The following is a 23555-nucleotide window of genomic DNA, read 5'->3' on the forward strand; positions in this document are numbered from 1 at the left end:
GTTTCCGTACGTGCTCACGATCCGTTACAGAAACACGGGCAAAAGGTCGGCGAAGTGGCCGGGACCGTACTACATTGATGGGAGCGTTCGTCAACCGGCTCTGGCAGCAGCGGCGGAACCGGACATAAGGGTACGTGAGCCAGCTCACCCGCTGGAAGAAACTTCCAGCGCTACCCTTGACATCGCGAGAGTTCGTGAAAGCATTCACAAGCGATAAGAAGTAACCGGTAGCGGCTTGTGCGCGTTCCTAATCCAGAAGCGCAGAACGGCTACCAAACACAAAGGCTTGCTGACGCTCCGGTGAGTGTACGGGTACAACCCGTCGGCACTGCGGGCGCATGCATATAGGTAAACAGCACTGTTTTCATTACCCCATCCGAAACAAGGAGTTTGCCGCCATGGACTGGCGTCACGATGCGATCTGCCGCGACGAGGACCCGGAGCTGTTCTTCCCGATCGGGACGTCCGGCCCCGCGCTCCTGCAGGTCGAGCAGGCCAAGGCCGTGTGCCGGCGGTGCCCAGTGACCGAGTCGTGCCTTTCCTGGGCGCTCGAGTCCGGCCAGGACGCCGGCGTATGGGGCGGGATGAGCGAGGACGAGCGCCGCGCGGTCAAGCGTCGCGGCGGCCTTCGGGTGTCCGCGCCGACCGCCTGATTCAATCCCCCACACAGCATTCGCGCCCCGGGCCGATCGGCACCGGGGCGTCTTGCTGTTTCGGGACGCTTACCCAGCGCTCTCATTCCGCAGTGCGCTAATTCGATCACGGTACGTTTACCCACACTCCCGAAATGATCTCGAAATGGCCGCTGATCGGTTTCCGTCGCGACTCCGGCACACTCCGCTGTGGACTCTCCATTCCGGACACCGCCCCACAGCGCCCCATCATCGCGTAGCGCAGAGTGATCATCACCATCAGTAATCAATAGACCGACCTCACCACCCGGTCCCCACTCGGCGCGGCGAAATCCCACGGCGGTATCGACGGCAGGCCGTGACCGGCTCACGGTGGTGGTAGGGGGCAACCCGGGCGCGGAGGCGGAGTGGCCACATCCTCCGCTGACCGGCCGCGCTGCGGGCGTACCGGAAATCGCAGACAGCGGCCGCAAGCAAACCGCGGACCCCGTCCCGGTCGAGCAAGCGCAAGCAGACCGCGGACCGGGCCGGGCGGCCGCAACAGCAACCAGCCGCCCCGAGGCGGGCCAGCAGAACCGCAACCACCCACACACCGCACGAGGCGGCCGCAACAGCAACCAGCCGCCCTGGGCCGGGCCGGCAGAACCCGCGATCAGGCCGCGGCAAGCCTCCGCACCCCAGCGGCAGCCACCCGCTCCGCGATCAACCCGACCAACTCCGGCGCATCCCCGAGCGGCTCCGCCACCGCCACCGCGCCGGCCTCCCATGCCGACGCCACCGCCTGGTCATGGAGAAGCCCCGGCGCGAGGAAGTATCCGGCAACCGCGACCCGCCGCGCCCCGGCCTCCTGCAGCGCCCGCACCGCGTCCCCGGCCCGGGGCCCCACCCCTGAGGAGTAGGAAACCGCCGCCGGAACCCCCAGCCGCTCCCCCAGCGCCACCGAAGCGTGCTCCACGGTCTCCCGTGCCACCGCGTCCCGCGTGCCGGCCGCGGCCAGCACGACAGCGTCGAACCCGTCCACCGGAAGCCGCCGCACCAACGCCTCGACCAGCAGCCGCGGCATCCGCGCCGCAGCCCGCCGTGACCCTTCGACCGGCAGATCAGCCCGCCGCGGCCCCAGCACCCCGGCCAGCGTCACCTCGACCGGCAGATCCGCGGCTTCCTCAAGGACCGCCGGCAGATCGACCCGCCCGTGATAAGCCTCGGTCAACAGCAGCGGCACCAGCACCACCCGCCGCGCGCCGAGCCCGCTCAGCACCTGCACCGGCCGGGGCCCGGCATGGTCCAGATAGGCGGCCCTCACCAGCCACTCCGGCCGTCCCCGGCGCACCGCCCGGGCCAGCGCCTCGGTGGACGCCGCGGCGCGGGGGTCGCGGCTGCCGTGGGCGACGAGCACCACGGCCGGCCGCGGGGACCCGATCAGACGTGCAGACCGCATTCGGTCTTCTCGAACATCGCCCAGCGGCCCGCGCGCGGGTCCTCGCCGGCCTTGGTGCGCCGGGTGCACGGCCAGCAGCCGATCGACCCGTAGCCCTTCTTGAACAGCTCGTTGACCGGCACGTTCCACCGGCTGATGTAGCGGTCCACATCCGCCTGGGTCCAGGCCGCGATCGGGTTGACCTTGACCTTGCCCTTCTTCGCGTCGAACGCGACGACCGGCGTGTTGGCCCGGGTCGGCGACTCGTCACGGCGCAGGCCGGTGGCCCAGGAGTCGTAGTCGGCCAGGGCCCGCTCCAGCGGCTCCACCTTGCGCATGAAGCAGCACTCGTCCGGGTTGCGGGCGAACAGCCGGGGACCGTACTCCCCGTCCTGCTGGCCGACCGTCATCCGCGGGCGGATCGAGCGGACGTTCACGTTCATCGTGCGGGCCACCGTGTCCCGGACCTTGAGGGTCTCCGGGAAGTGCAGGCCGGTGTCCAGGAAGACCACGTCCACGCCGGGCGCGACGCGGGAGAAGAGGTGCGCGACCACCGCGTCGGCCATCGAGCTGGTGACACAGAACCGCGCGCCGAAGGTGTCGGTCGCCCACTTGGCGATCTCCTCGGCGGGGCGGCCCTCCAGGTCGCGGGCGGCCTGCAAGGCCAGCTCGCGCAGCTCCTCCGGAGAACGACGGGCGGGGTCAGCGGGGGCGGCGGCGGGACTGCCACCCAGGTTGATCAGGCCCAGGCCGGAGGCGTTCAGGATGCTCATTCTGTGGCTCCCTTGGACAACAACCCGATGAACTTGACCGAAAACACGCGGGCGCAGGAGTGGCACTCCCAGGCGCCGTGCGAGGACTCGTTGGGGCGGAGGTCCTCGTCACCGCAGTAGGGGCAGTAGAGCGGGGCGGATCGGGCGTCGCTCATTTCAGGAGCTCCTCTTCCGCCCGCATCACCCAGTTGGCGAAGGTCTCCCCCTCGGAGCGGCCACCCAGGTAGTTCCGGGCCACCCGCTCGACGTAGTCGGGGAGCTCCTCGGCGGTGGCCTTGAGGCCCCGCAGCTTGCGGCCGAACCCGGCGGTCTCGCCCTTGGCCATGCCGAGCGCGCCGCCGAGGTGGATCTGGAAGCCCTCGACCTGCTCGCCGTGCGCGTTCATCACCAGCTGGCCCTTGAGGCCGATGTCGGCGACCTGGGTCCGGGCGCACGCGTTCGGGCAGCCGTTGAGGTGCACCGAGATGTCCGCGTCGAAGTCGCCGAGCCGCTCCTCGAGCCGGGCGACCAGCTCCTCGCCGCGCGCCTTGGTCTCGACGATGGCGAGCTTGCAGAACTCGATGCCGGTGCAGGCCATCGTGCCGCGCCGCCAGGCCGACGGGCGCGCCTCCAGCCCGATCCCGCGAAGTCCGCTGATCAGCGACTCGACCCGATCGTCGGCGACATCCAGAACCAGAAGCTTCTGGTACGCCGTGAGCCGCACCCGCTCCGACCCGTGCTGCTCGACCAGGTCCGCCAGGGCGAGCAGCTGCTTGCCGGAGGAGCGGCCGACGACCGGGGCGGCGCCGACATAGTTCCGCCCGTCGCGCTGCTTGTGCACGCCGATGTGGTCGATCGGCTTCTCCGGCAGGTCCGGGGCGGGCCCATCGATGAGTGCCCGGCCCAGGTACTCCTTCTCCAGGACGTCACGGAACTTCGCCACACCCCAGTCGGCGAGCAGGAACTTCAGCCGGGCGCGGTGCCGCAGCCGGCGGTAGCCGTAGTCCCGGAAGATCGCGACCACGCCCTCCCAGACGTCCGGGATCTCGGCGAGCGGCACCCAGACGCCGAGGCGCTCGGCCAGCCGCGGGTTGGTGGAGAGGCCGCCGCCGACCCAGAGGTCGAAGCCGGGACCGTGCTCGGGGTGCTCGACCCCGACGAACGCGATGTCGTTGGCCTGGTACGGCCCGTCGGGCAGCCAGGAGATGACCGACTTGAACTTGCGCGGCAGGTTCGAATACGCGGGGTCACCGACGTACCGCTTGATGATCTCGTCGATCGCCGGGGTGGCGTCGATGACCTCGTCGGTCGAGATGCCGGCGACCGGGCTGCCGAGCACCACGCGCGGGCAGTCGCCGCACGCCTCGGTGGTCTGCAGGCCGACCGACTCCAGCCGGCGCCAGATCTCCGGCATGTCCTCGACCCGGATCCAGTGCATCTGGATGTTCTGCCGGTCGGTGATGTCGGCGCTGTCGCGGGCGAACTCGGTGGCGATCTGGCCGATCACGCGCAACTGGGCCAGGCTCAGCGCGCCGCCGTCGATCCGGACGCGGAGCATGAAGTACTCGTCCTCGAGCTCCTCCGGCTCCAGCACCGCGGTGCGGCCGCCGTCGATCCCGGCCTTGCGCTGGGTGTAGAGCCCCCACCAGCGGAACCGGCCGCGCAGGTCGGCCGGGTCGATCGAGGCGAAGCCGCCCTTGGCGTAGATGTTCTCGATGCGCGCCCGGACGTTGAGCGGGTTGTCGTCCTTCTTGCTGCGCTCATTGGGGTTGAGCGGCTCGCGGTGTCCGAGCGCCCACTGACCCTCGCCGCGCGCCTTACGAGGGCGGGCGGTCGGCGTTGCGGGAGTGTTGCTGGGCGCCATGGCGGCGGTCCTCCGGGTTTCGTGGGCACCGGAAGACAATCGCGGCCATCTGGAGGCTCCGCGACTTCAGCGTCGGGAGAGGGCCGGCTTGTCGTCCGCGCCCGAAATAAAGGGGGGCGGCGTCAGGAAGCCGGACACATCGCGCTGAAGACACGCCCGTAGTCGACGTGGCGGCGTGCCACGAAGCGGCGGTCGATTGCAGCGGTCATGCCGGTAAGCCTCTCACGCAAACCGAATGTGGGCCAGTGAGGTCCAGAATCCGGGAGTGTGGCGCATGGCACTTCGCGGAGTAATCCTACTGCCGTTACGAAGTCGTTACATCGCAGGTGGGGCACGCCCAGACATCGACGGCCGAAGATCAATACAACGATCAAGATCTTCATTGACGCGCGCCCGCCGGGGTACGGACCGCACGCTCCCGGCACCCCTCTGTCAAGGGGTTGGTGTGAGGGGTGTTTTAGGGTGGTGGTTGGCGGGTCCGGGTTGTGACTTTTCCGAAGTGTCGATCTTGGGGTTTGGGTCGGCCGCGCTGGAGTTCAGAGTCGCCCCCGTGTGTCCTCCCGGACCCGTCGCTGTCTGTTGTGCCGTGTGGTCGTCTTTGATCATTTGGCGGTAGACGGTGTCGGACAGGCGTCGTTTCAACGCTCGCATGGCTTCCATCGCGGTTTTGCCTTCGGCGCGTTTGCGCTGGTAGTAGGCGCGGCCGGGGGTGTCGAAGCGGAGCTGGGTGATGGCCATGATGTGCAGGACCCGGTTGATGCGCCGGTTCCCGGCCCGGTTGAGCCGGTGATGATGGTTGTCGCCGGAGGACACGTCGATGGGGGCGGTGCCGTTCCAGGTGGCGAAGTGCCCGCGGGTCGGGAAGCGGCTGATGTCGCCGATGTCGCCGAGCAGGCGGGCGGCGCCGGAGGGGCCGATGCCGTTGAGGCTGGTCAGCTGGGTGCCGGTGGCGGCCAGCACGGTCTTCAGCTGCCGGTTGGCTGCTTTGATCTTGGTGTCCAGGGTGGTGAGCTCGTCGGCCAGGTCGCCGGCCAGCTGATAGCGGGTGGCGGTGACGATGTCGCCGGCCGGGACGCTGACGCGTTCGAGCAGGGTGCGGGCCTGGTCGGTGGTCAGGTTCTTCTTCGCGCCGCCGGGGATCAGTTCGAGCAGTAGCTGGTGCAGCCGGTTGATGGTCTCGGTGCGGGTGGCGCCGAGCTGGTCGCGGCGGTCGGCCAGCAGCCGCAGCGCGACGGTGGCGCCGTCGGCGTGAACGCGGCGCAGGCCCGGGGTGCGCAGGGCGGTCACCGCGATGTGGTGCGCGTCGTGACCGTCGGTTTTACGGCCGTGCCCGGTGTCAAAGTTGCGGGCTTTCGCGGCGAGTTTCGCCGGGACGTCCAGCACGGTTTCGCCGTCGGCGACCAGCCGCTGGGCCAGGTGCCGGCCGATGCCGTTACAGCCCTCGACCGCCCACACCCGGCCGGCGTGACGGCGGCCGGCGGCGAGCATCTGCTGGTAGCCACCGGTGTCGGTGCCGTACCTGCCACGGGCCAGCACCTGTTCACGCTCGTTGATGATCTCGATCGTCGCGGACCGCTTGTGCGGATCGACTCCAATGATCAGCTGACCCATGTACCCGTTGACCTTCCCGTCGTCGCGGCAGAACCACACCAGCGGGAGGGCAACGCTACTTACAGCTGGGCAAACCCCTCTTCAGCCACTCCGCGCCACGGTGACCGGCAGGGTCCAAGCCGGGAGAGAGCCACACCCCGCCATATGAGTGGGCAGCGCGGGCCTGAGCACCCTACCGATCACCTCGACCAAGCCTGGCCGGGCCGCGGTCGTACACCAAATTCTCTTTAAGTAGCGCGGGCCGGGCACGGCGATCTGGCCGCTGGCGCGTCCAGAGCGATCGCCGCACCCTTCACGGCCCGTGGGTGGTCACCGAAGAACCAGCGCCGCCGTGCCGGACTCAGCGCTTGCCCAGCGGGACCACCAGGACCGCCTCCGTGCCGCCACCCGCCCGGTTGCGCAGCTCGATGCTGCCGCGCAACTCGCCGGTCGCCAGGGCGCGGACGATCTGCAGGCCGAGCCGGCCGCCCGCGTCCGGGCGGAAGCCCTCCGGAAGGCCCTGACCGTTGTCGGCCACCGTGACGTGCAGCTGTTTGCGGAACCGGTGGGCCGAGACGACCACCTCGGCCGGCTGCTCCGGCGCGGGCGCCGGCTCGTCGTCCTCGCCCGCCGGGAAGCCGTGCTCGACCGCGTTGATCAGCAGCTCGTTGAGGACCATGACCAGCGAGGTGGCGATCTCCGCGGGCAGGATGCCGAACGTGCCCTCCCGGCGCATGTGCACCGACAGGCTGGTCGAGGCGACCTCGGTGGCGGCGGTGGCCACCCGGTCGACGATCCCGTCGAACTCGACCGCCTCGTCGCTGGACATCGAGAGCGTCTCGTGCACCAGCGCGATCGAGGCGACCCGGCGGACCGACTCCTCCAGGGCCATCCGGGCCTCCGGGGCGTCCACGCGGCGGGCCTGGAGGCGCAGCAGCGCGGCCACGGTCTGCAGATTGTTCTTCACCCGGTGGTGGATCTCCCGGATCGTGGCGTCCTTGGTCATCAGGGCGCGGTCCCGGCGGCGCACCTCGGTGACGTCCCGGACCAGGACCAGCGCGCCGATCGGGACGCCGGCCGGGAGCAGCGGCAGCGAGCGGGTGAGCACGGTCGCGCCGCGCGCCTCGAACTCCATCCGGGGCGGGAACTCGCCGCGCAGCGAGGCCCGGATCCGCTCGGCGACGTCGTTGCCCTCCAGCGGGTCGGCGGCCAGCCGGGTGGAGAGGTGGGCCAGGTCCTCGCCGACCAGGTGCGCGTTGAAGCCCAGCCGGCGGTAGGCCGACTGGGCGTTCGGGCTGGCGTAGGTGACCTTGCCGGAGGCGTCCAGCCGGATCAGGCCGTCGCCGACCCGGGGCGCCGAGGTGGTCATCTCGCCGGGCTGCCGGGCCGGCGGGAAGGTGCCGTCGGCGACCATCTGGGCCAGGTCGTCCGCGGTGGTCAGATAGTTCAGCTCGAGCTGGCTGGGGGTGCGGGCGGTGCTCAGGTTGGTGTCGCGGCCGATCACCGCGATCACCTCGCTGTAGCCCTCCTCGTGGTCGTTCTCGTCGCGGCGGCGGACCGGGATGGCCTCGTGCCGGGCCGGGGTGTCGCCGTACCAGACCGGGTCGCCCTCACGCCAGATCCGCTCCTGGGTGAAGGCCACGTCCAGGTGCGCCACCTCGGGACCGCCGAAGATCTTGCCGACCTGGTCCTCCTGGTACGCCGTGGGCGCGGTGCTCGGGCGCACCTGGGCGACACAGAGGAAGTCACGCGGCTTCCGGGCCTCTCCCTTGATCGGCACCCAGAGGAGCAGATCGGCGAAGGAGAGGTCGGAGAGCAGCTGCCAGTCACCGGCGAGCCGGTGCAGGTGGTCGATGTCGGCGGAACCGAGGCTGGTGTGTTCCTCGACGAGATCGCGCAGGGTGGACACTCGCCAAGCCTGCCACGCGGATGTTTCCTACAGCGTGCTGGTCACCTTCTTCAGGCCGCGCGGCGCGTCCGGGTCCTCGCCCTTGGCCAGCGCCAGCGCCAGCGCCAGCTTCTGCAGCGGCAGGATGTCCAGCAGTGGGCTGTACCGCTCGTCGACGGCGGGCACCGCGAGCCGGCCGGCCGGGCCGATGGTCAGCACGTCGGCCTTGCGCTCGCGCAGCCGCTCGATCACGTCGCCCATCGACTTGCCGCCCGGGCCGTCGCCGACCACGGCCAGCACCGGCACGTCGGTGTCGGTCATCGCGAGCGGGCCGTGCAGCAGGTCGGCGCCGGAGAACGCCAGGGTCGGCACGTACGACGTCTCCATCAGCTTGAGCGCGGCCTCCCGGGCGGTCGGGTAGGCGTAGCCGCGGCCGGTGGTCACCATGTGCGGCGCGAACCGGTAGCGCTGCGCGATCTCGTCCGGGGTCCGGTCGGCGAGCGTGGTCTCGGCCAGCTCGGGCAGCCCGGCCAGCGCGGCCCGCTCGGCCTCGGGCAGCCGGCCGTCGCCGGCCCGGATCCCCTCGACCAGCAGCAGCAGCGCGAGCAGCTCGGCGGTGTACGTCTTGGTGGCGGCCACCGCCCGCTCGTGCCCGGCGGCCACGTCGACCGACAGCTCGGCGGCCCGGGCCAGCGGCGACTCCGGGTTGTTGGTGACCGCGAGGGTGAGCGCGCCGGTCTCCCGGGCGGCGGAGAGCACGCCGGTCAGGTCGGGCGAGCCGCCGCTCTGGCTGACCCCGACGACCAGGGTGCCGGTGAAGTCGGGCCGGGCGCCGTAGAGCGTGATGGCGCTCGGCGAGGCGCTGGCCACCGGCAGGCCGAGGCGGATCTCGGTCAGGTACGCCCCGTAGAGCGCGGCGTGGTCGGAGGTGCCCCGGCCGACGAACAGCACGTTGCGCGGACGGCGGGCCGCGATCTCGGCCGCCACCTCGGCGATCGCCGTCGCGTGCGGGCCGTCGAGCAGGCGGGCGAAACCCGCCGGTTGTTCCGCGATGTCCGCTGCCATCCCGTGGCCTGGCTGTGTCACGTCATCCTCCCCAGATGAGCATTTCCCGCGCGATCGATGCGCAGTCTTGCAAGAAAAAGCTTAGTACGTCAATCTTTCGAGCACTACTGCGCAAACGTGAGGCCTGACAGATCGCCCCGATGCCCGTACTGTCTTCACTCGTGGATGCCCACCCCCAGGTCAGCCAGGACCTCACGCTCGCCCGCGCCGCTCTCGACCGCGGGGAGCGCAGCCAGGCCGCCCGGCACCTGGCCGGGGCACTGCCACACGCACCCACCCTGCCGGAGATCCACGAGCTGCTCAGCCGATTGGCCGCGGACACCGACGACGCCCTGGACCTGTTCCCGCTGGACGCGCACGCGCCGGCCGGCCGGGTCGCGGCGCACGCCCACCTGCTCGCCGCGGCCGGGCGCCCGGAGGACGGGCTGCCGCTGCTCGCCGCGGCCAGCGGGCACACCCCCGGGGTGGACTGGGCCGGCGTCCCCTGGGTCAGCGACCCGGTGCTCGGCGACCGGATCGACCCGGACGCGCTGGCCCGCACCGTGATGCGGCTGTGCACCGCGGTGGGCGACCCGGCGCCGGCCACCGCCGCCGTCCCGCTGCAGCCCTACCTGACCGTGGTCCGGCACACCGTGGCCGCGCACGGCGAGCACGCGATGCTGCTCGGCGCCGGCTCGGCGCTGGCCCGGCGGCTGGGTGAGGCGCGGCTGGCGGTCGACTGGGCCAGCCGGGGTGCCCGGTCCCACCCGTCCAAGCTGGGCGAGATCTGGCTGGGGTACGCGTACCGCAGTGCCGGCCGGATCCCGGAGGCGCTGGCCGCCCTGCGCCGCGCGGTCACCTACGACCCGGACGACCTCAGCGTCTACGCCGACGTGGCGGCCACCCTGGCCGATCTGGGCCGGCTGGACGAGGCGCTGGACTGGACCGACCGGGCGATGGAGCGCGACCCGATGTTCGACTGCGTGGTGCACACCGCGCACCGGCTGCGTTACCGCGCCGACGGCGAGGTGGCCCACCTGATCGCGCTCGCCGACTACATCCGCGACCACCCGGACGACACCCACGAGCACACCGACCTCGCCGACTGCTGCCGCAACACGCCCTGGCTGAGCGGCACCCCGGCCGGGCTGGGCCGGCTGCGGCCGGGCCGGGCACCGGTCAACGCCGAGCCGTCCGCGGACGCCCGGGACCGGCTGCTCCGAGTCGCCTCGGGCACCTGGGCACATCCGCCGGCCGCCTACGATCGAGCGCTCGGCCTGGTCCTGGTCGAGCCGTGGGAGCTGCTCGCGCTGCTCGGGCACCCGTCGGTGACCGGCGCCGAGCAGCCCGGCGCCGCGGAGATCTGGGCCTGCCTGGGCCTGCTGCACCACGGGACGGACGAGCCGTGGCTGGACTCGAGCCGGCGGCGGCTGCTGCTCGGGCTGCTCGACGGCGAGGTCGACCGGGTCACCCAGGCGGCGCTGTTCGCGCTGATCACCTACGCCTGGGTGGACCCGGCCGCGCGCGCGGACGTGGCCGCGGTGGTCGCCGGGCGGTTCGCCGAGGTGGCCGGGGGGCCGTTCACCCGGGCGGTGGCCGAGCTGGCGATGATCACGCCGGAGCTGGGCCGGGCCACCCGGGAGCTGGCCGCGGCGACGATCCGGGTGCCGGCGATCCCGCGCCAGCGCCGCCGCTCCTACCTGCTGCGCTGGCTGCGGAAATAAGCGCGGCCGCGGAGATCAGCGGAGCGGTGATCAACGCGGCAGCGGGACAGCGCCGGCCCCGGCAAGCTCAGTTGATGACGGCGATCAGGTCGCCCTCCTGGACCACGTCACCCTCGTTCACCGCCAGCTGGTCGACCGTGCCGTCGGACTCGGCCAGCACCGGGATCTCCATCTTCATGGACTCCAGGATCACCAGCGTGTCGCCCTCGGCGACGGTGTCCCCCACGCCGGCCACGACCTTCCACACGTTGGCCACCATCTCGGCCCGGATCTCGTCGGCCATTCCTGATCGCCCTCCTTCGTCACCCTTTTGGGAACGTCATCAAATCACGGATCCCGCGCGGGTAGGTCCAGGCCCGCGAGAAGGGCCGACTACGATCGGCGACTGAGCAAGCGTGAGGAAGGAGGCCCCTTATGGCCAAGAAGGCTCGCAAGAAGAAGGCCCGTAAGAAGAGCGGCGCGAACCACGGCAAGCGCCCCAACAGCTGAGCCGCCCGGCGGGCCCGCGCCCGCCGCTCGTGGTTCAACCGAAAAGACCCGGCAGCGCGGCTGCCGGGTCTTTTCCGTGTCAGCACCTCAGATCAGGTACTCCCGGGTCTCGGTCTGCACCTCGAGCTGGTCGAGCTTGTGCCGCAGCCGCTCACGCAGCTCGGACGGCGCCCGCTCGTCCCCGCAGCAGCGGCTGACCAGAGCCTTCACGTCGTGCTCGATGCCGAACTCGCGCAGGCACCCGGCGCACTCGTCCAGGTGTTTCTGGATCAGCCGCCGGCGGTCCTCGCTGCACTCCAGGTCGAGGTAGAGATACACCTCGTCGAGCACCGCGGAGCAGTCGGTCTCGTGCTCGTTCTCGTCGGTCGCCATCGGGTCACGCCTCCTGCGGCTCGGACGCGGTCCGGGTGATGCCCCGGTCGCTCGCATACTGCTCGAGCAGGTTGCGCAGGTTACGACGGCCGCGATGCAGCCGGGACATGACGGTGCCGATCGGCGTGCCCATGATGTCGGCGATCTCCTTGTACGAGAAACCCTCGACATCGGCGAGGTAGACGGCGAGCCGGAAGTCCTCCGGCAGGGACTGCAGGGCGGCCTTGATGTCGCTGTCCGGGAGCCGGTCCAGCGCCTCGGTCTCGGCCGAGCGCAGGCCCTGCGAGGTGTGCGACTCGCTGGAGGCCAGCTGCCAGTCGGTGATCTCCTCGGTCGGCGACTGCAGCGGCTGACGCTGCTTCTTCCGGTACGAGTTGATGTAGGTGTTCGTCAGGATCCGGTAGAGCCACGCCTTGAGGTTGGTGCCCTCCTCGAACTGGTGGAACGCGGAGAACGCCTTCAGGAAGGTCTCCTGCACCAGATCCTCGGCGTCGGCCGGGTTACGGGTCATCCGCAGACCGGCGGCATACAACTGATCCACGAACGGCAGCGCGTCACGCTCGAAACGTGCACGACGCTCGTCGGTCCGCTCTTTCTGCGCCACCCTGGACTCTCCCCTCGACCGCCCCGCCGAGGATACGGGTAGTGCCCCAGTCACGCTCTCGAAAACCGGTGTGCTCACGCTCACCGGTGGGGCGGACGGCGCCGGCTCGGTGGCGGGCCACTCCGGGGACTCCAGAAGCTCCCGGACCCGGGTCGCCTCCCGGCGCTCGTGTTTCACGAACTCGGTACCGGCACGCACTACAGATTCCCCTTCCGCCGGACAAGTCTCCGAGGGCTGTAACGCCGGACCGTCCGTCAGCATTCCGAGGCTGGGCACCTGGCCTCGCTCCGCTCGGCGGCATCGCGCTGTGACATGGCCTCGCTCCGCTCGGCGGCATCGCGCCCCGAGGAGCCGGTGTCGTGAGGGCCGAAAACGACCACGCTTCGCTAGCTGTTTTCGGTCCTCACGACACCGGCGGGCGCGATGCATCCGTCACCGGGCCCAACCCCAGCGGCGGAGCCAGGTGATCGCGAGGTCCACTGTGCCGGGGAGGTCCTTTTTCAGGTCGTGCACGGCGCCGGGGCGGACGAGCACCTCGACGACGCCGGCCGGCTGCGGGACGCCGAACGGGTCCCGGTCGCCGTTCAGCACCAGGGTGGGGATCTCGGCGGGCAGCTCGGCGGCCCGGGTCTTCTCCGGCTTGCCCGGCGGGTGCAGCGGAAACGCCAGCGCGAGCAGCGCCGCGGCGCCCAGCACGGGTGCGGTCCGCGCCGCGACCCGCGCGCCGCTGCTGCGCCCACCGACGATCAACGGCAGGTCCGGTACGGCCTCGGCGCGCACGACGGCGGTCCACGCCTCGTCGAGCTGCCCGGCCGGTGCGGGCGCCCGCCGGCCGGCCACCCGATACGGCTGGGTGACCAGCACCACGCGCACGCCGGCGGCGACCGCGGCGTCGTGCACCGCGGCCAGGTCCGGGGCGTCCACCCCACCCCCGGCGCCGTGGCCGAGGAAGAGCTGGCTGCGCGCGGGGCCGGCCGGCTCGGTCACCCGGACCAGGGCCGGCCCGCGCGGTGTCTGGACGGTTCTCTCGGAGCGGGGCACAAGCTCCGTTTCTAGCAGCGCCGTCCCGGGACGCGGCCGGAAAGGGTCAGCGACTCACCGGGGTGAGGCTCAGGAACCGCCGATCCTCGTCGTCGGAGGACTCGTCGTCGACCGGATCCCCGTTCGGCTGGACCCGCTCGCGCCAGGCCACCAGCATGGCCCGCCGCTCCCGTGGCGTGGTGCCGCCCCAGACCCCGTGGCAGTCGCCCACCTGCAGCGCCCAGGCCAGGCACGGGCCCTGCACCGGGCACGTGCCGCAGAGCGCGACCGCGCCACCGGACGGCTCGTTGGGCGCCGGAAAGAATGTCTCCGGATCAACCGTGCGGCAGGACCCGCGGGTCCGCCACGCCTCGTCGGTCCGGCGTTGCGCAATTGCCTCGAGCAACCGCGGGTCGCGTCGCGCGATGGCCACCTCGTGCGGACGCGGCATGCGTGCTCGTGTCATCAGCCCACCTCCCCCGTGGGACCGGAATTGCTGCGGCGGTCGTTCCCGCACCTTGCGGATCGACACCACTCCGGCGCTGGTTTGTACCGCACCGTACAAGATCAGAACAAGGGTTTGATCTATCTTGAAACAAAGTTGTCGATTCAGAATCCGCGCATAATCCGACAAAGAACTTCGTTGATCTTCGTCAGTTCAGAAAAGCGTCACCTCGACGGGAGGAGTCAGTAACTCCGGCCCGTTGTTGCGCACATTGCCCACCGCCGGACCGACCGGGCGCACCTCGATCGCCGCCAGCGCGGCCTCGTCGAGCGGGCGCAGCAGCGGCTCCGGATCGCCGCCGCCGGCCAGCCAGTCGGCCCACCGCGCGGCCGGCAGGATCAGCGGCATCCGGTCGTGGATCCGGGCCAGCCCGCCCCGGGCGGCGGTGGTGATCACGCTGCAGGTGAGCATCGAGTCCGGGCCCCAGGCCGACCAGATCCCGGCGAACGCGAGCGGGGAGCCGTCCGCCGGCGTCATGTAAAAGGCCTGCTTACGCTTGCCGTCGCGGACCCACTCGAACCAGCCGTCGGCGGGCACCAGGCAGCGGCGGCGGGCGAAGGACAGGGCGAACGCCTTCGACGTGGCCACCGTCTCGGCGCGCGCGTTGATCATGCGGGAGCCCTGTCGCGGGTCGGCGGCCCACGGCGGGACCAGGCCCCAGCGGGCGGTGTCCAGCACCCGGGCGGCGTGCGACGACGACTCGCGGATCAGCGGGACCGGGTCGGTGGGCGCCACGTTCCAGCTCGGCCGCAGCTCCTCGGTCAGGTCGACCGCCTCGAAGAACTGGCTGAGATCCGCGTTGCTCCGCGTGGTCGCGTACCGCCCGCACATGGGCAGCAGCGTACGCCAACGGAAACGGTGGCAGGGGGCACGGAGCGCCGAGGAAAAACGGCGCGTGGAACGAGCACAGATCAAGAATCGGTGGTCCGCGCGGTGGAAAAGCCGGCCACCGGCGGCGCCGGGACGGGCCGGTGTCCCGGCCGGCGGGAAGGCTCGGCGGAAATGTCGGCCGCCCCCGGCAGAATGGCGGGCATGGCTGCTGAACTCCGCCCCTGGCTCGCCCCGTCCGCCGCCGGCCCGGTCACCGCCACCGTGCGGCTGCCCGGGTCCAAGTCGATGACCGCGCGCGCGATGGTGCTCGCCGCGCTGGCCGACGGCCGGTCGGTGATCGAGGCGCCGCTGCGGGCCCGGGACACCACGCTGATGGCGGCCGGCCTGCGCGCGCTCGGCGTCGCGGTGGACACCTCGGCCGACGACCGCTGGGTGATCGAGCCGGGCCCGCTGCGCGGTCCGGCCCGCATCGACGTGGGCCTGGCCGGCACCATCATGCGCTTCCTGCCGCCGGTCGCGGCGCTGGCCGACGGGCGGGTCGAGTTCGACGGCGACCCGCACGCGCGCAAGCGGCCGATGGGCCCGATCCTGGACGCGCTGCGCGCCCTCGGGGTCCGCCTGGAGGCGTCGCCGACCGGCGGCCTGCCGCTCACCGTGCACGGCGCCGGCCTGGTCGAGGGCGGCGAGGCGGTGGTCGACGCGTCCGGGTCCAGCCAGTTCGTCTCCGGCCTGCTGCTCTCCGCGGCCCGGTTCAGCAAGGGGCTGACCCTGCGGCACGAGGGCCCGCCGGTGCCGTCCGCCCCGCACCTGCGGATGACCACGCACATGCTGCGCGCGGCCGGCGCGGTGGTCGACGAGAGCGTGCCGGATGTCTGGGTGGTCGAGCCCGGCCCGCTGCACGGCCGCACCTGGGTGATCGAGCCGGACCTCTCCGGCGCGCTGCCGTTCTTCGCGGCCGCCATGGTCACCGGCGGCGCGGTCACCCTGGCCGGCTGGCCGGCCGCGAGCTGGCAGCCGGTCGCCCAGCTGAGCGAGCTGCTCACCGCGCTGGGCGGCGAGGTGACCCGCTCCGCCGACGGGCTGACCGTGCGCGGCACCGGCACGCTGCGCGGGATCACCGCCGACCTGTCCGAGGTGAGCGAGATGACCCCGGTGATCTCGGCGCTGGCCGCGCTCGCCGACGGGCCGTCCGAGCTGCGCGGCGTCGAGCACATCCGGGGCCACGAGACCGACCGGATCGCCGCGCTCGCCACCGAGCTGACCAAGGTGGGCGCCGGGGTCACCGAGTTCCCGGACGGGTTGCGGATCGAGCCGCGCCCGCTGCACGGCGCCTCCTTCGAGACCTACGCGGACCACCGGATGGCGCACGCCGCCGCGGTGATCGGACTCTCCGTCCCGGCCGTCCAGCTCACCGACGTAGGTTGTACGTCGAAGACCCTGCCCGAGTTCCCGGAACTCTGGTCGGGTCTCGCGACGACGAGCTAGACGACAAGCCAGAGGAGCCGGCTCTGCCAGGGCGCAAGCGGGAGTACGACGAGGACGACGTCCGGGTCCGGCCGGGGCGGTCGTCCCGGCCGCGCACCCGGACGCGGCCGAAGCACGACGACGCGGTCGACGCGCTGGTGATCACCGTCGACCGCGGGCGGTATGGATGCGTCCGCGAGGACGACCCCGACGTCGAGGTGATCACCGCGATGCGCGCCCGCGAGCTGGGCCGCAAGTCGGTGGTGGTGGGTGACCGGGTGGCGCTGGTCGGCGACGTGTCCGGCGACGCCGGCTCGCTGGCCCGGATCGTCCGGATCGGCGAGCGGACCTCGGTGCTGCGCCGCACCGCGGACGACGACGACACCACGCCGGAGGGCCGGCTGGAGCGGGTGGTGGTGGCCAACGCGGACCAGCTGGTGATCGTCAGCGCGCTGTCCGACCCGCCGCCGCGCACCGGGTTCATCGACCGCTGCCTGGTCGCGGCCTACGACGCGGACATCGAGCCGCTGCTCTGCCTGACCAAGGCCGACCTGGCCGGCCCGGAGCAGGTGCTCGACTACTACGCCGAGCTGGACCTGCCGCACGTGCTGATCCGCCCGGGCAGCGACCTGGCCGAGTTGCGCGACCGGCTGGCCGGCCGGATCTCGGTCCTGGTCGGGCACTCCGGGGTGGGCAAGTCGACCCTGGTCAACCGCCTGGTGCCGGACGCGCTGCGGGCGGTCGGCGTGGTCAGCGCGATCGGCAAGGGCCGGCACACCTCGACCAGCGCGGTCGCCCTGCGACTTCCCGTGGCCGGACCGGGTTCGGCGAAACGAGTGCGCAAGGACCCCGGGTGGATCATCGACACCCCGGGCATCCGGAGTTTCGGGCTGGCCCACGTCAGCGCGGAGAGTCTGCTGCACGGCTTCCCCGACCTGGTCGAGGGCACCCTGGAGGACCAGCCGAACTGCGGGCACACCGCCGCCGACGTGGACTGCACGCTGGACGCCTGGGTCGACGGTGGCCATGCCGATCGGCGGCGCCTGGAGTCGTACCGCAGGTTGCTCTCCTCGCGGGCCGGCGAGCTGGACGCGCGTGATCACCAGGCGGACAGCGGACCGAGCGCCTGACTCGCGACAGCGAGTCGCGGATAACCTTCTCGGCATGGCCGGATATGCCGACGATCTCGCCCTTGCCCACACCCTCGCCGACTCGGCCGACGCCATCGCGATGGCCCGGTTCCGCTCGCTGGACCTGAAGGTCGAGGCCAAGCCCGACCTGACCCCGGTGTCCGACGCGGACACCGCGGTGGAGAAGTCGATCCGCGCCACGCTGGCCCGGGCCCGGCCGCGCGACGGCGTGCTGGGCGAGGAGTTCGGCCGGTCGGAGGCGGCGGCCGGCCCGGGCACCCGGCACTGGGTGATCGACCCGATCGACGGCACCAAGAACTATGTGCGTGGCGTGCCGATCTGGGCCACCCTGATCGCGCTGATGGAGGGCGACACCCCGGTGGTCGGCCTGGTCTCCGCCCCGGCGCTGGGCCGGCGCTGGTGGGCCGGGCGCGGGCTGGGCGCGTTCGCCGGCAAGCACCAGCACGCGGCCACCCGGATCGAGGTCTCCCAGGTGCGCAGGCTGGCCGACGCGAGCTTCTGTTACGCCAGCCTGAACGGCTGGCAGGACAACGGCCGGCTGCCCCAGATGATGGACATCCTGCTCGGGGTCTGGCGCAGCCGGGCCTACGGCGACTTCTACGGCTACATGCTGATGGCCGAGGGCGCGCTGGACGCGATGGTCGAGCCGGAGCTGTCGCTGTGGGACATGGCCGCGCTGATCCCGATCATCACCGAGGCCGGCGGCAAGGTGACCGACCTGGACGGCCGCACCTGCGCGGACAAGTCCTCGGTGATCGCCACCAACGGCCTGCTGCACGAGAGCGTGCTGACCGCCCTGACCCCGCGGGGCTGAGCGGGTTCCGCCGTCCCGGAAACGGACCTTGGCATGAGAGCACCCGGACGGGGTACTCCCCTTGCATACCCGCGAAGGGCATATGTCCGGTTCCGGCGGGATCCGGCCCGCCGCTCGCCGACGTGCGCGGCGGCGAGGCGTTATGCACAATGGAGCGATCATGCCGAGCGAGGTTCGTCATCTGGTGAACCGCGACCAGAGCTTCCCGCTGGTCCGGCTGACCGGGGTGCTCGACGCGGACACCGCCGCGCCGGTCCGTTCCACCCTTCTCGACGTGCTGGCCGGTCAGCCGGAGGCGGTGGTGGTCGACGTGGCCGGCCTCCGGGTGCTGCAGGCCGACGCGCTGTCCGTGCTGCGTGAGGTGCTCGACGAGACCCGGGACTGGCCGGCCGCACGGCTCGCGCTCTGTTGTCCCGGCGACGCGAACGGCACGGCCTGGGAGTCGACCGGCTGGCCGGTCTGGCCGGACCGGGCCGGCGCGTTCGCCGCGCTGGGCAGCCCGGACCAGGGCCGCCGGGTCAGCCTGGAGCTGGAGCCGGTGGTCGGGGCGGCCCGGCGGGCCCGCGGCATGATCACCGAGACCTGTCTGCGCTGGGAGCTGGCCGAGCTGGCCGGGGACGCCTGCATCGTGGCCACCGAGATGGTCAACAACGTGGTGGCGCACGCGCACACCCGGATGTGGGTGCTGCTGGCCCGGCACGGCGACACGCTGAGCGTGGCGGTGCGGGACGAGTCGCCGGTGCTGCCCCGGTTCGCCGGCCCGGTGGCGCCGACCGCGTACGGCGGGCGTGGCCTGCTGCTGATCGACTCGGTGGCGGTCCGCTGGGGCCGGCTGGCGCTGGCCGGCGGCAAGGTCGTCTGGGCACATCTGGACCCGGAACGGATCACGGTATGACCTGCCCGGCACGCGGGTAAGTTGCGGACATGCGAGACAACGACTACCCCACCGAGGTGACCGATCCGGAGGCCTCCGGCCTGCCGGACACCGCCGACGACGACTCCACCGCGTACGACGAGGTGGACAGCGGCCGATGGGCCGACGGCCCGGACCCGGCGGCGCTGGCCGGGGTCGGCCCGGGCGGGTCGAACCGGTTCGGCGACACCGCGGAGGAGCAACGCCAGGGTGAGGGGCTCGACCGGCGGCTGCGCCAGGAGGAGCCGGACGTCGGTGCCGAGGACCCGCTCCCGCCGCGCCGCGATCCGGTCGACGAGACGGTCGACGACTCCGAGCGGGAGCGGTTCGACCGGGACGTGTGGGGCGACAGCCCGACCTCCGACCCGGACTCGCCGGTCTCGCTCTACGACGACGGCCAGCTCGACGAGGACAGCCCGGGCCGGGTCGGCCGGCTGGTCGCCCCGGACGGCGGCTCCGGCCTGGACGACGAGCCGGACAGCGTGGCCTGGGACGCCGGGGCGGCCGGCGGTGGCGCGAGCGCCGAGGAGCTGGCCATGCACGAGACCCGCGCCCCGGACTACGACTGACCTCCAGGTAAGGGATCCATAAACAGATCGCGGCTGGTCTTGCCCTCACCACCGGCGCCGTGCAGAGTCGGTGCGCGGCTTCGAGGTGGGGGTGGGAACGGTGCGTCACGGTGCCCGGTGGCTGCGGTCGCTGCTGGCGGCCGCGGTCGTCGTCTCCGGCTTGACCATGTCCGGCGTCGCGCGGGCCGAGACGGTCAGCAAGACCGTGTTCAGCGACGGTTTCGGCGGCGCCCGCGGCACCGGGGTGGACCCGGCCAAGTGGGCCGGCGACACCGGCGGCCCGTGGCGGGACGGCGACGGGCACCTGGTGCTGGGCTCATGGCTGTACACCGCGACCACCTTCACCCAGGACTCCGGGCACGCCTCGGCGCGGATCCGGGCCGGCCGGACCGGCGCCGCCTGGGCCACCTTCGGCATCCTCGGCGACCAGGGGCAGTACCTGTCCGGCTCGGTGCAGACGCTGGGCGACGACGGGGTGGACGACTACGACTTCCACACCTACGCGATCGACTGGACGGCGACGTCGTTCGTCTGGTCGGTGGACGGCCGGCAGGTGCTGCGGCTCATCCCGGACACCGCCGGGCAGCCGTTCCGGCTCGCGCTGAACCTGGGCGGCGGCGGGCGGTACTCCAGCGGGATCCTGATCGACTCGGTGAGCGTCACGGTGAAGGTCGTGGTGGCCGATCCGTGGAAGGTGCACACCACGTACCGGGTCGGTGACCACGTGACCTATCGCGGCGCGACGTACCTGGTGAAAGCCCTGCACACCGCCCTGCCGGGCTGGCAGCCGGGCCGGGTGCCGGCGCTGTTCGAAAAAATCTGAGCGAATCCTTGTTATCCGGGGTTCCGGAACCCGTCTCCATTGACCAGCAACAGTCCATCTCTAAAGACTGTTTGGAGTACGGCATCCTCTCCCCCCGGAGGTCTCCCCATGCGCAAGTCCCGGTTCTTCCTCGCGGCGGCGGTCGTCGCGTTGACCTTGGGCGCCGGTCTGACCGTCGCCTCCCGCAGTGACACCGCCGAGGCGGCCGTCGTCTGGAACGAAGACTTCAACGGCGCGGCCGGCACCGGCGTCGACACCTCCAAGTGGAACTTCGACACCGGCGGCAGCGGCTTCGGCAACCAGGAGCTGCAGTACTACACCAGCGGCACCAGCAACGTCGCGATGGACGGCCAGGGTCACCTGGTGATCACCGCCCGCAAGGGCAGCGGCGGGCACAACGACTGCTGGAACGGCACCTGCCAGTTCACCTCCGGCCGGATCCAGACCGCCGGCAAGTTCACCCAGCAGTACGGGCACGTCGAGGCCCGGATCCAGGTGCCGAACGGCTCCGGTCTGTGGCCGGCCTTCTGGATGCTCGGCGGCGGCAACTGGCCGACCGACGGCGAGATCGACATCATGGAGATCGTCGGCCGGGACCCCAACCGGCTGTTCGGCACGCTGCACGGCCCCGGTTACTCCGGCGGCGCCTCGTACGGCGGTCAGCTGGTCGCCGGCTCCCCGTGGTACCAGGCCTTCCACAACTACGCGGTGGACTGGTCGCCGAACCTGATCGTCTGGACCGTGGACGGCCAGGAGTACTTCCGCGCCACCCCGGCCTCGCTGAAGGCCGCCAAGGGCAACGTGAACTGGGTCTACGAGCACCCGTTCTTCATCATCCTGAACCTCGCGGTCGGCGGTAACTTCGGCCAGGGCAACCCGGCGAGCCTGCCCGCCGAGAGCAAGATGCTGATCGACTACGTGCACGTCAGCACCTCGACCAGCGGCACCACGCCGCCGCCGTCCACCGGGGGCACCGCGCTGAAGAGCAACTTCAGCAACCGCTGCATCGACATCCCGGGCGGCAACCCGGTCGACGGCGCCCGGCTGCAGACCTGGGACTGCAACGGCTCCACCGCCCAGAAGTGGACCTTCAACAGCGACGGCACGCTGCGCGCGCTCGGCAAGTGCATGGACCCGGCCGGCGGCGCGCTGGCCAACGGCACCCCGATCCAGCTGGTCACCTGCAACGGCAACCCGGTCCAGCGGTTCACTCTGTCGGCCGCCGGCGACCTGGTGAACGTGTCGGCCAACCGCTGCGTCGACGTCAAGGACAACAACGCGGCGAACGGCGCCCAGCTGCAGCTCTGGGACTGCGCCGGCACGGCCAACCAGAAGTGGAGCAGAGCTTGATGGCCTCGCTCCGCTCGGCGGGGATTGCGCCCCTTTGAGTCGATGTCGAGGGCACCGAAAACGACCACGCTTCGTTAGCCGTTTTCGGCGCCCTCGACATCGACGGGCACAATCCGAACCGTTCACGGCATTTCAACCGCTTTCCGGTACGGATGGTCGTACCGGGAAGCGGTTTTATCGTTTGATGGTGTATTTGTCGCCGTAGACGTGCCAGGTCAGCGGCGCCACCAGGTCGAGGTTGCTGCCGCGCAGGAAGACCCGTTGCGCGGTGTCCACCCGGGTGGTGTCACTGTGCGCGGCCTCGCGCCGCATCTCGGCGTCCCGGGCGTCCAGGAAAGCGCCCAGGTAGGCGATCTCGTCACCGCCCTGGGACGGCGTCTTGCCGGCCCGGACCGCCCGCTCGCGGATCGCCCGCAACCCGGAGACGCCGTGCATCACCGCCGCGTCGTAGTAGGCGAACTGGCCCAGCGCCCGCAGCCCGTCCGCCTGGGCCAGCCGGACCGCCGGCGTGAAGTACATCCGGTCCCGCGCGTCCTGCTGCGCCTTCTGGAACACCGGGTCCTTGGCGGCGGCCCGCCAGGCGGCCACGAAGCCCGGGTCCAGCCCCCGGTGCGAGGCGGTGCCGTCCACCGCGCGCAGCGCCGGCAGATAGCCCGCCAGCCGGTTCGACGGCGACCGCCGGGTGTAGTCGGTGACCAGGTCGAGCATGTCCCCGGTGCCCGAGCAGAACCCGACGATGCCGGCCGTGTAGCCCCGCCCGTCGCCCAGGTCCTCGATGTAGTCGAACTCGCCGCGCCAGTTCAGCGTCGAGTTCTCCGCACTGGAGACCAGCTGGAACGCGGTCTCCTTCTTGCCCCCGGCGGTCAGCGCGGCGGCCGCCGGCGGGGTCGCCGCACTCGGCACGGCGCCCGCCTCGGGCACCCGGGCGGCCGGACCCGGCCCGTACGCCCGCAGGTCCCACAGCGAATAGCCGCCCGGCGTGGCCCGCTGGGTGGCCAGCACCCGCAGGTAACGTCCGTGCCCGCGGAGGTTGCGCAGGTCGTCCACCCCGCCGTTGCCGGTCCCGGTCCGGTACGCGTCGGTCCAGGTCGCCCCGTTGTCGGAGAGCTGCACCCGGTACCCCTTGGCGTACGCCGAGGCCCAGTGCAGCCGCACCCGGCTCACCTCCTGCGCCGCGCCCAGGTCGACCCGCAGCCACTGGGTGCCCGGCCCGGCCCCGCTGGCCCACCGGGTGCCGGTGCCGCCGTCCACCGCCGACGAGGCCAGCCAGGCCACGCTCAGCGTCGACGAGGCGAGCGCCGGGCGGCCCCGGCTGAGCAGCACGTCGGCGGACGCGTTCGCGGCCACCGAGACGGCCGGCGGGACGCAGAGCAGCACCGCGATCCCGCCGCCGAGCGCCATCGATCGCCTGCTACCCGTCCGCATCCTCCCAAGCTAGGCAGCGAATCAGCGGCGCCGCTTGCGATTGCGCGAAATCAACACCATCGCCAGGATCACCGCCGCCACCACGAACAGGCAGCAGAGCCCGCCCACGAAGAAGAACCCGAACCCGCCACGGCTCCGGGTGCGGCGCTTGGCCGCCTCGATCATCACGTCGTCCAGCCCGTTGCTCGCCGCCCAGGCGTGCGCCGGGACCACCAGGGCCAGCACCGCACCGGTCAGCACGGCGGTCAGCCGGGTCCACCACTTCACCACGTCAGCCATGTGCCCCATGCTGGCCGATGTAAGCAACGAACGCA

The 23555-nt window shown here is 71.7% G+C and carries 24 protein-coding genes; 10 read left to right on the plus strand and 14 right to left on the minus strand.

Translation table 11 applies throughout. The annotated features are described in order from the left end of the window. The first annotated feature begins 398 nt into the window (after nt 1-398). Complete coding sequence (locus tag BJY16_RS03660) at nt 399-653, plus strand: WhiB family transcriptional regulator (RefSeq protein ID WP_089291486.1); 255 nt, start codon at nt 399-401, stop codon at nt 651-653. Between the two features lie 631 nt (nt 654-1284). Here BJY16_RS03660 and BJY16_RS03665 read toward each other — a convergent pair. The 6 genes from BJY16_RS03665 to BJY16_RS03690 form a co-directional block, all read right to left on the minus strand. After that, a complete protein-coding gene (locus BJY16_RS03665; protein ID WP_185037711.1) occupies nt 1285-2070 on the minus strand; it encodes a sirohydrochlorin chelatase in 786 nt (261 codons plus the stop codon). Then, nucleotides 2052-2822 (minus strand): phosphoadenylyl-sulfate reductase, encoded by a 771-nt coding sequence (locus BJY16_RS03670; RefSeq protein ID WP_185037712.1) that lies wholly within the window; start codon nt 2820-2822, stop codon nt 2052-2054. Before BJY16_RS03670 ends, BJY16_RS03665 begins: the two co-directional genes overlap by 19 nt. Nucleotides 2823-2973: 151 nt before the next feature. Further along, the gene (locus BJY16_RS03675) at nt 2974-4665 is read right to left on the minus strand and encodes a nitrite/sulfite reductase (protein ID WP_185037713.1); all 1692 of its coding nucleotides are present in this window, start codon (nt 4663-4665) and stop codon (nt 2974-2976) included. A 432-nt stretch (nt 4666-5097) separates the two neighbouring features. Next, complete coding sequence (locus BJY16_RS03680) at nt 5098-6315, minus strand: IS110 family RNA-guided transposase (RefSeq protein ID WP_311775284.1); 1218 nt, start codon at nt 6313-6315, stop codon at nt 5098-5100. A gap of 301 nt (nt 6316-6616) precedes the next feature. Next, complete coding sequence (locus BJY16_RS03685; RefSeq protein ID WP_185037714.1) at nt 6617-8164, minus strand: sensor histidine kinase; 1548 nt, start codon at nt 8162-8164, stop codon at nt 6617-6619. 27 nt (nt 8165-8191) lie between these two features. Beyond that, the gene (locus BJY16_RS03690) at nt 8192-9208 is read right to left on the minus strand and encodes an SIS domain-containing protein (RefSeq protein WP_185046249.1); all 1017 of its coding nucleotides are present in this window, start codon (nt 9206-9208) and stop codon (nt 8192-8194) included. A 161-nt stretch (nt 9209-9369) separates the two neighbouring features. Between BJY16_RS03690 and BJY16_RS03695 the strand changes: the two genes are divergently transcribed. Beyond that, nucleotides 9370-10911: a tetratricopeptide repeat protein gene (locus BJY16_RS03695; RefSeq protein ID WP_185037715.1), complete on the plus strand. Its 1542-nt coding sequence runs from the start codon at nt 9370-9372 to the stop codon at nt 10909-10911. Between the two features lie 67 nt (nt 10912-10978). On the opposite strand, the gene BJY16_RS03700 is transcribed toward BJY16_RS03695, so the two are convergent. Continuing rightward, nucleotides 10979-11194, minus strand: a complete 216-nt coding sequence (locus BJY16_RS03700; RefSeq protein ID WP_185037716.1) for a biotin/lipoyl-binding carrier protein — start codon at nt 11192-11194, stop codon at nt 10979-10981. Between the two features lie 131 nt (nt 11195-11325). Here BJY16_RS03700 and BJY16_RS48910 point away from each other — a divergent pair, with 131 nt between their 5' ends. Then, the gene (locus BJY16_RS48910) at nt 11326-11400 is read left to right on the plus strand and encodes a 50S ribosomal protein bL37 (protein ID WP_369700219.1); all 75 of its coding nucleotides are present in this window, start codon (nt 11326-11328) and stop codon (nt 11398-11400) included. Nucleotides 11401-11487: 87 nt separating this feature from the next. Here BJY16_RS48910 and rsrA read toward each other — a convergent pair whose 3' ends face one another. The 5 genes from rsrA to BJY16_RS03725 all read right to left on the minus strand — a co-directional run bounded on the left by rsrA (nt 11488) and on the right by BJY16_RS03725 (nt 14732). Further along, nucleotides 11488-11772 (minus strand): mycothiol system anti-sigma-R factor, encoded by a 285-nt coding sequence (gene rsrA / locus BJY16_RS03705; protein WP_185037717.1) that lies wholly within the window; start codon nt 11770-11772, stop codon nt 11488-11490. A gap of 4 nt (nt 11773-11776) precedes the next feature. Continuing rightward, nucleotides 11777-12574: a sigma-70 family RNA polymerase sigma factor gene (locus BJY16_RS03710; protein ID WP_239177653.1), complete on the minus strand. Its 798-nt coding sequence runs from the start codon at nt 12572-12574 to the stop codon at nt 11777-11779. 234 nt (nt 12575-12808) lie between these two features. Next, the gene (locus tag BJY16_RS03715; protein WP_185037719.1) at nt 12809-13417 is read right to left on the minus strand and encodes an alpha/beta hydrolase family protein; all 609 of its coding nucleotides are present in this window, start codon (nt 13415-13417) and stop codon (nt 12809-12811) included. 46 nt (nt 13418-13463) lie between these two features. Continuing rightward, complete coding sequence (locus BJY16_RS03720) at nt 13464-13862, minus strand: WhiB family transcriptional regulator (protein ID WP_185037720.1); 399 nt, start codon at nt 13860-13862, stop codon at nt 13464-13466. Between the two features lie 192 nt (nt 13863-14054). Next, nucleotides 14055-14732 (minus strand): SOS response-associated peptidase, encoded by a 678-nt coding sequence (locus tag BJY16_RS03725; RefSeq protein WP_185037721.1) that lies wholly within the window; start codon nt 14730-14732, stop codon nt 14055-14057. 192 nt (nt 14733-14924) lie between these two features. On the opposite strand from BJY16_RS03725, the gene aroA reads away from it, so the two are divergent. From aroA to BJY16_RS03760, 7 genes are all read left to right on the plus strand, one after another. Then, nucleotides 14925-16217 (plus strand): 3-phosphoshikimate 1-carboxyvinyltransferase, encoded by a 1293-nt coding sequence (aroA, locus tag BJY16_RS03730; protein WP_185046251.1) that lies wholly within the window; start codon nt 14925-14927, stop codon nt 16215-16217. 23 nt (nt 16218-16240) lie between these two features. Beyond that, nucleotides 16241-17326: a ribosome small subunit-dependent GTPase A gene (rsgA, locus tag BJY16_RS03735; RefSeq protein ID WP_185046250.1), complete on the plus strand. Its 1086-nt coding sequence runs from the start codon at nt 16241-16243 to the stop codon at nt 17324-17326. Nucleotides 17327-17360: 34 nt separating this feature from the next. Further along, nucleotides 17361-18161, plus strand: a complete 801-nt coding sequence (gene hisN / locus BJY16_RS03740; protein ID WP_185037722.1) for a histidinol-phosphatase — start codon at nt 17361-17363, stop codon at nt 18159-18161. A gap of 160 nt (nt 18162-18321) precedes the next feature. Further along, the gene (locus BJY16_RS03745) at nt 18322-19056 is read left to right on the plus strand and encodes an ATP-binding protein (protein ID WP_239177651.1); all 735 of its coding nucleotides are present in this window, start codon (nt 18322-18324) and stop codon (nt 19054-19056) included. A gap of 29 nt (nt 19057-19085) precedes the next feature. Then, nucleotides 19086-19643, plus strand: coding sequence for a DUF5709 domain-containing protein (locus tag BJY16_RS03750; RefSeq protein WP_185037724.1), 558 nt, complete (start codon nt 19086-19088; stop codon nt 19641-19643). Between the two features lie 100 nt (nt 19644-19743). Then, nucleotides 19744-20466, plus strand: a complete 723-nt coding sequence (locus BJY16_RS03755) for a carbohydrate-binding protein (RefSeq protein WP_185037725.1) — start codon at nt 19744-19746, stop codon at nt 20464-20466. Nucleotides 20467-20574: 108 nt separating this feature from the next. Beyond that, entirely contained in the window at nt 20575-21816 is a 1242-nt protein-coding gene (locus BJY16_RS03760) for a glycoside hydrolase family 16 protein (protein WP_185037726.1), read from the plus strand. A 174-nt stretch (nt 21817-21990) separates the two neighbouring features. On the opposite strand, the gene BJY16_RS03765 is transcribed toward BJY16_RS03760, so the two are convergent. Beyond that, complete coding sequence (locus tag BJY16_RS03765) at nt 21991-23241, minus strand: chitosanase (protein ID WP_239177649.1); 1251 nt, start codon at nt 23239-23241, stop codon at nt 21991-21993. Between the two features lie 21 nt (nt 23242-23262). Next, a complete protein-coding gene (locus BJY16_RS03770; RefSeq protein ID WP_185037727.1) occupies nt 23263-23520 on the minus strand; it encodes a hypothetical protein in 258 nt (85 codons plus the stop codon). Nucleotides 23521-23555 lie beyond the last annotated feature (35 nt).

This window comes from Actinoplanes octamycinicus (genome assembly GCF_014205225.1).
In the GTDB taxonomy this organism is placed as follows: Bacteria; Actinomycetota; Actinomycetes; order Mycobacteriales; family Micromonosporaceae; genus Actinoplanes; species Actinoplanes octamycinicus.

Coding starts and splice junctions, on each gene's coding strand:
- BJY16_RS03675 (WP_185037713.1), bottom strand. CDS start 4,665: ATGGCGCCCAGCAACACTCCCGCAACGCCGACCGCCCGCCCTCGTAAG.
- BJY16_RS03665 (WP_185037711.1), bottom strand. CDS start 2,070: ATGCGGTCTGCACGTCTGATCGGGTCCCCGCGGCCGGCCGTGGTGCTC.
- BJY16_RS03750 (WP_185037724.1), top strand. CDS start 19,086: ATGCGAGACAACGACTACCCCACCGAGGTGACCGATCCGGAGGCCTCC.
- BJY16_RS03690 (WP_185046249.1), bottom strand. CDS start 9,208: ATGGCAGCGGACATCGCGGAACAACCGGCGGGTTTCGCCCGCCTGCTC.
- BJY16_RS03765 (WP_239177649.1), bottom strand. CDS start 23,241: ATGCGGACGGGTAGCAGGCGATCGATGGCGCTCGGCGGCGGGATCGCG.
- BJY16_RS03660 (WP_089291486.1), top strand. CDS start 399: ATGGACTGGCGTCACGATGCGATCTGCCGCGACGAGGACCCGGAGCTG.
- BJY16_RS03700 (WP_185037716.1), bottom strand. CDS start 11,194: ATGGCCGACGAGATCCGGGCCGAGATGGTGGCCAACGTGTGGAAGGTC.
- BJY16_RS03725 (WP_185037721.1), bottom strand. CDS start 14,732: ATGTGCGGGCGGTACGCGACCACGCGGAGCAACGCGGATCTCAGCCAG.
- aroA (WP_185046251.1), top strand. CDS start 14,925: ATGGCGGGCATGGCTGCTGAACTCCGCCCCTGGCTCGCCCCGTCCGCC.
- BJY16_RS03745 (WP_239177651.1), top strand. CDS start 18,322: ATGCCGAGCGAGGTTCGTCATCTGGTGAACCGCGACCAGAGCTTCCCG.
- rsrA (WP_185037717.1), bottom strand. CDS start 11,772: ATGGCGACCGACGAGAACGAGCACGAGACCGACTGCTCCGCGGTGCTC.
- BJY16_RS03720 (WP_185037720.1), bottom strand. CDS start 13,862: ATGACACGAGCACGCATGCCGCGTCCGCACGAGGTGGCCATCGCGCGA.
- BJY16_RS03770 (WP_185037727.1), bottom strand. CDS start 23,520: ATGGCTGACGTGGTGAAGTGGTGGACCCGGCTGACCGCCGTGCTGACC.
- BJY16_RS03670 (WP_185037712.1), bottom strand. CDS start 2,822: ATGAGCATCCTGAACGCCTCCGGCCTGGGCCTGATCAACCTGGGTGGC.
- BJY16_RS03760 (WP_185037726.1), top strand. CDS start 20,575: ATGCGCAAGTCCCGGTTCTTCCTCGCGGCGGCGGTCGTCGCGTTGACC.
- hisN (WP_185037722.1), top strand. CDS start 17,361: ATGGCCGGATATGCCGACGATCTCGCCCTTGCCCACACCCTCGCCGAC.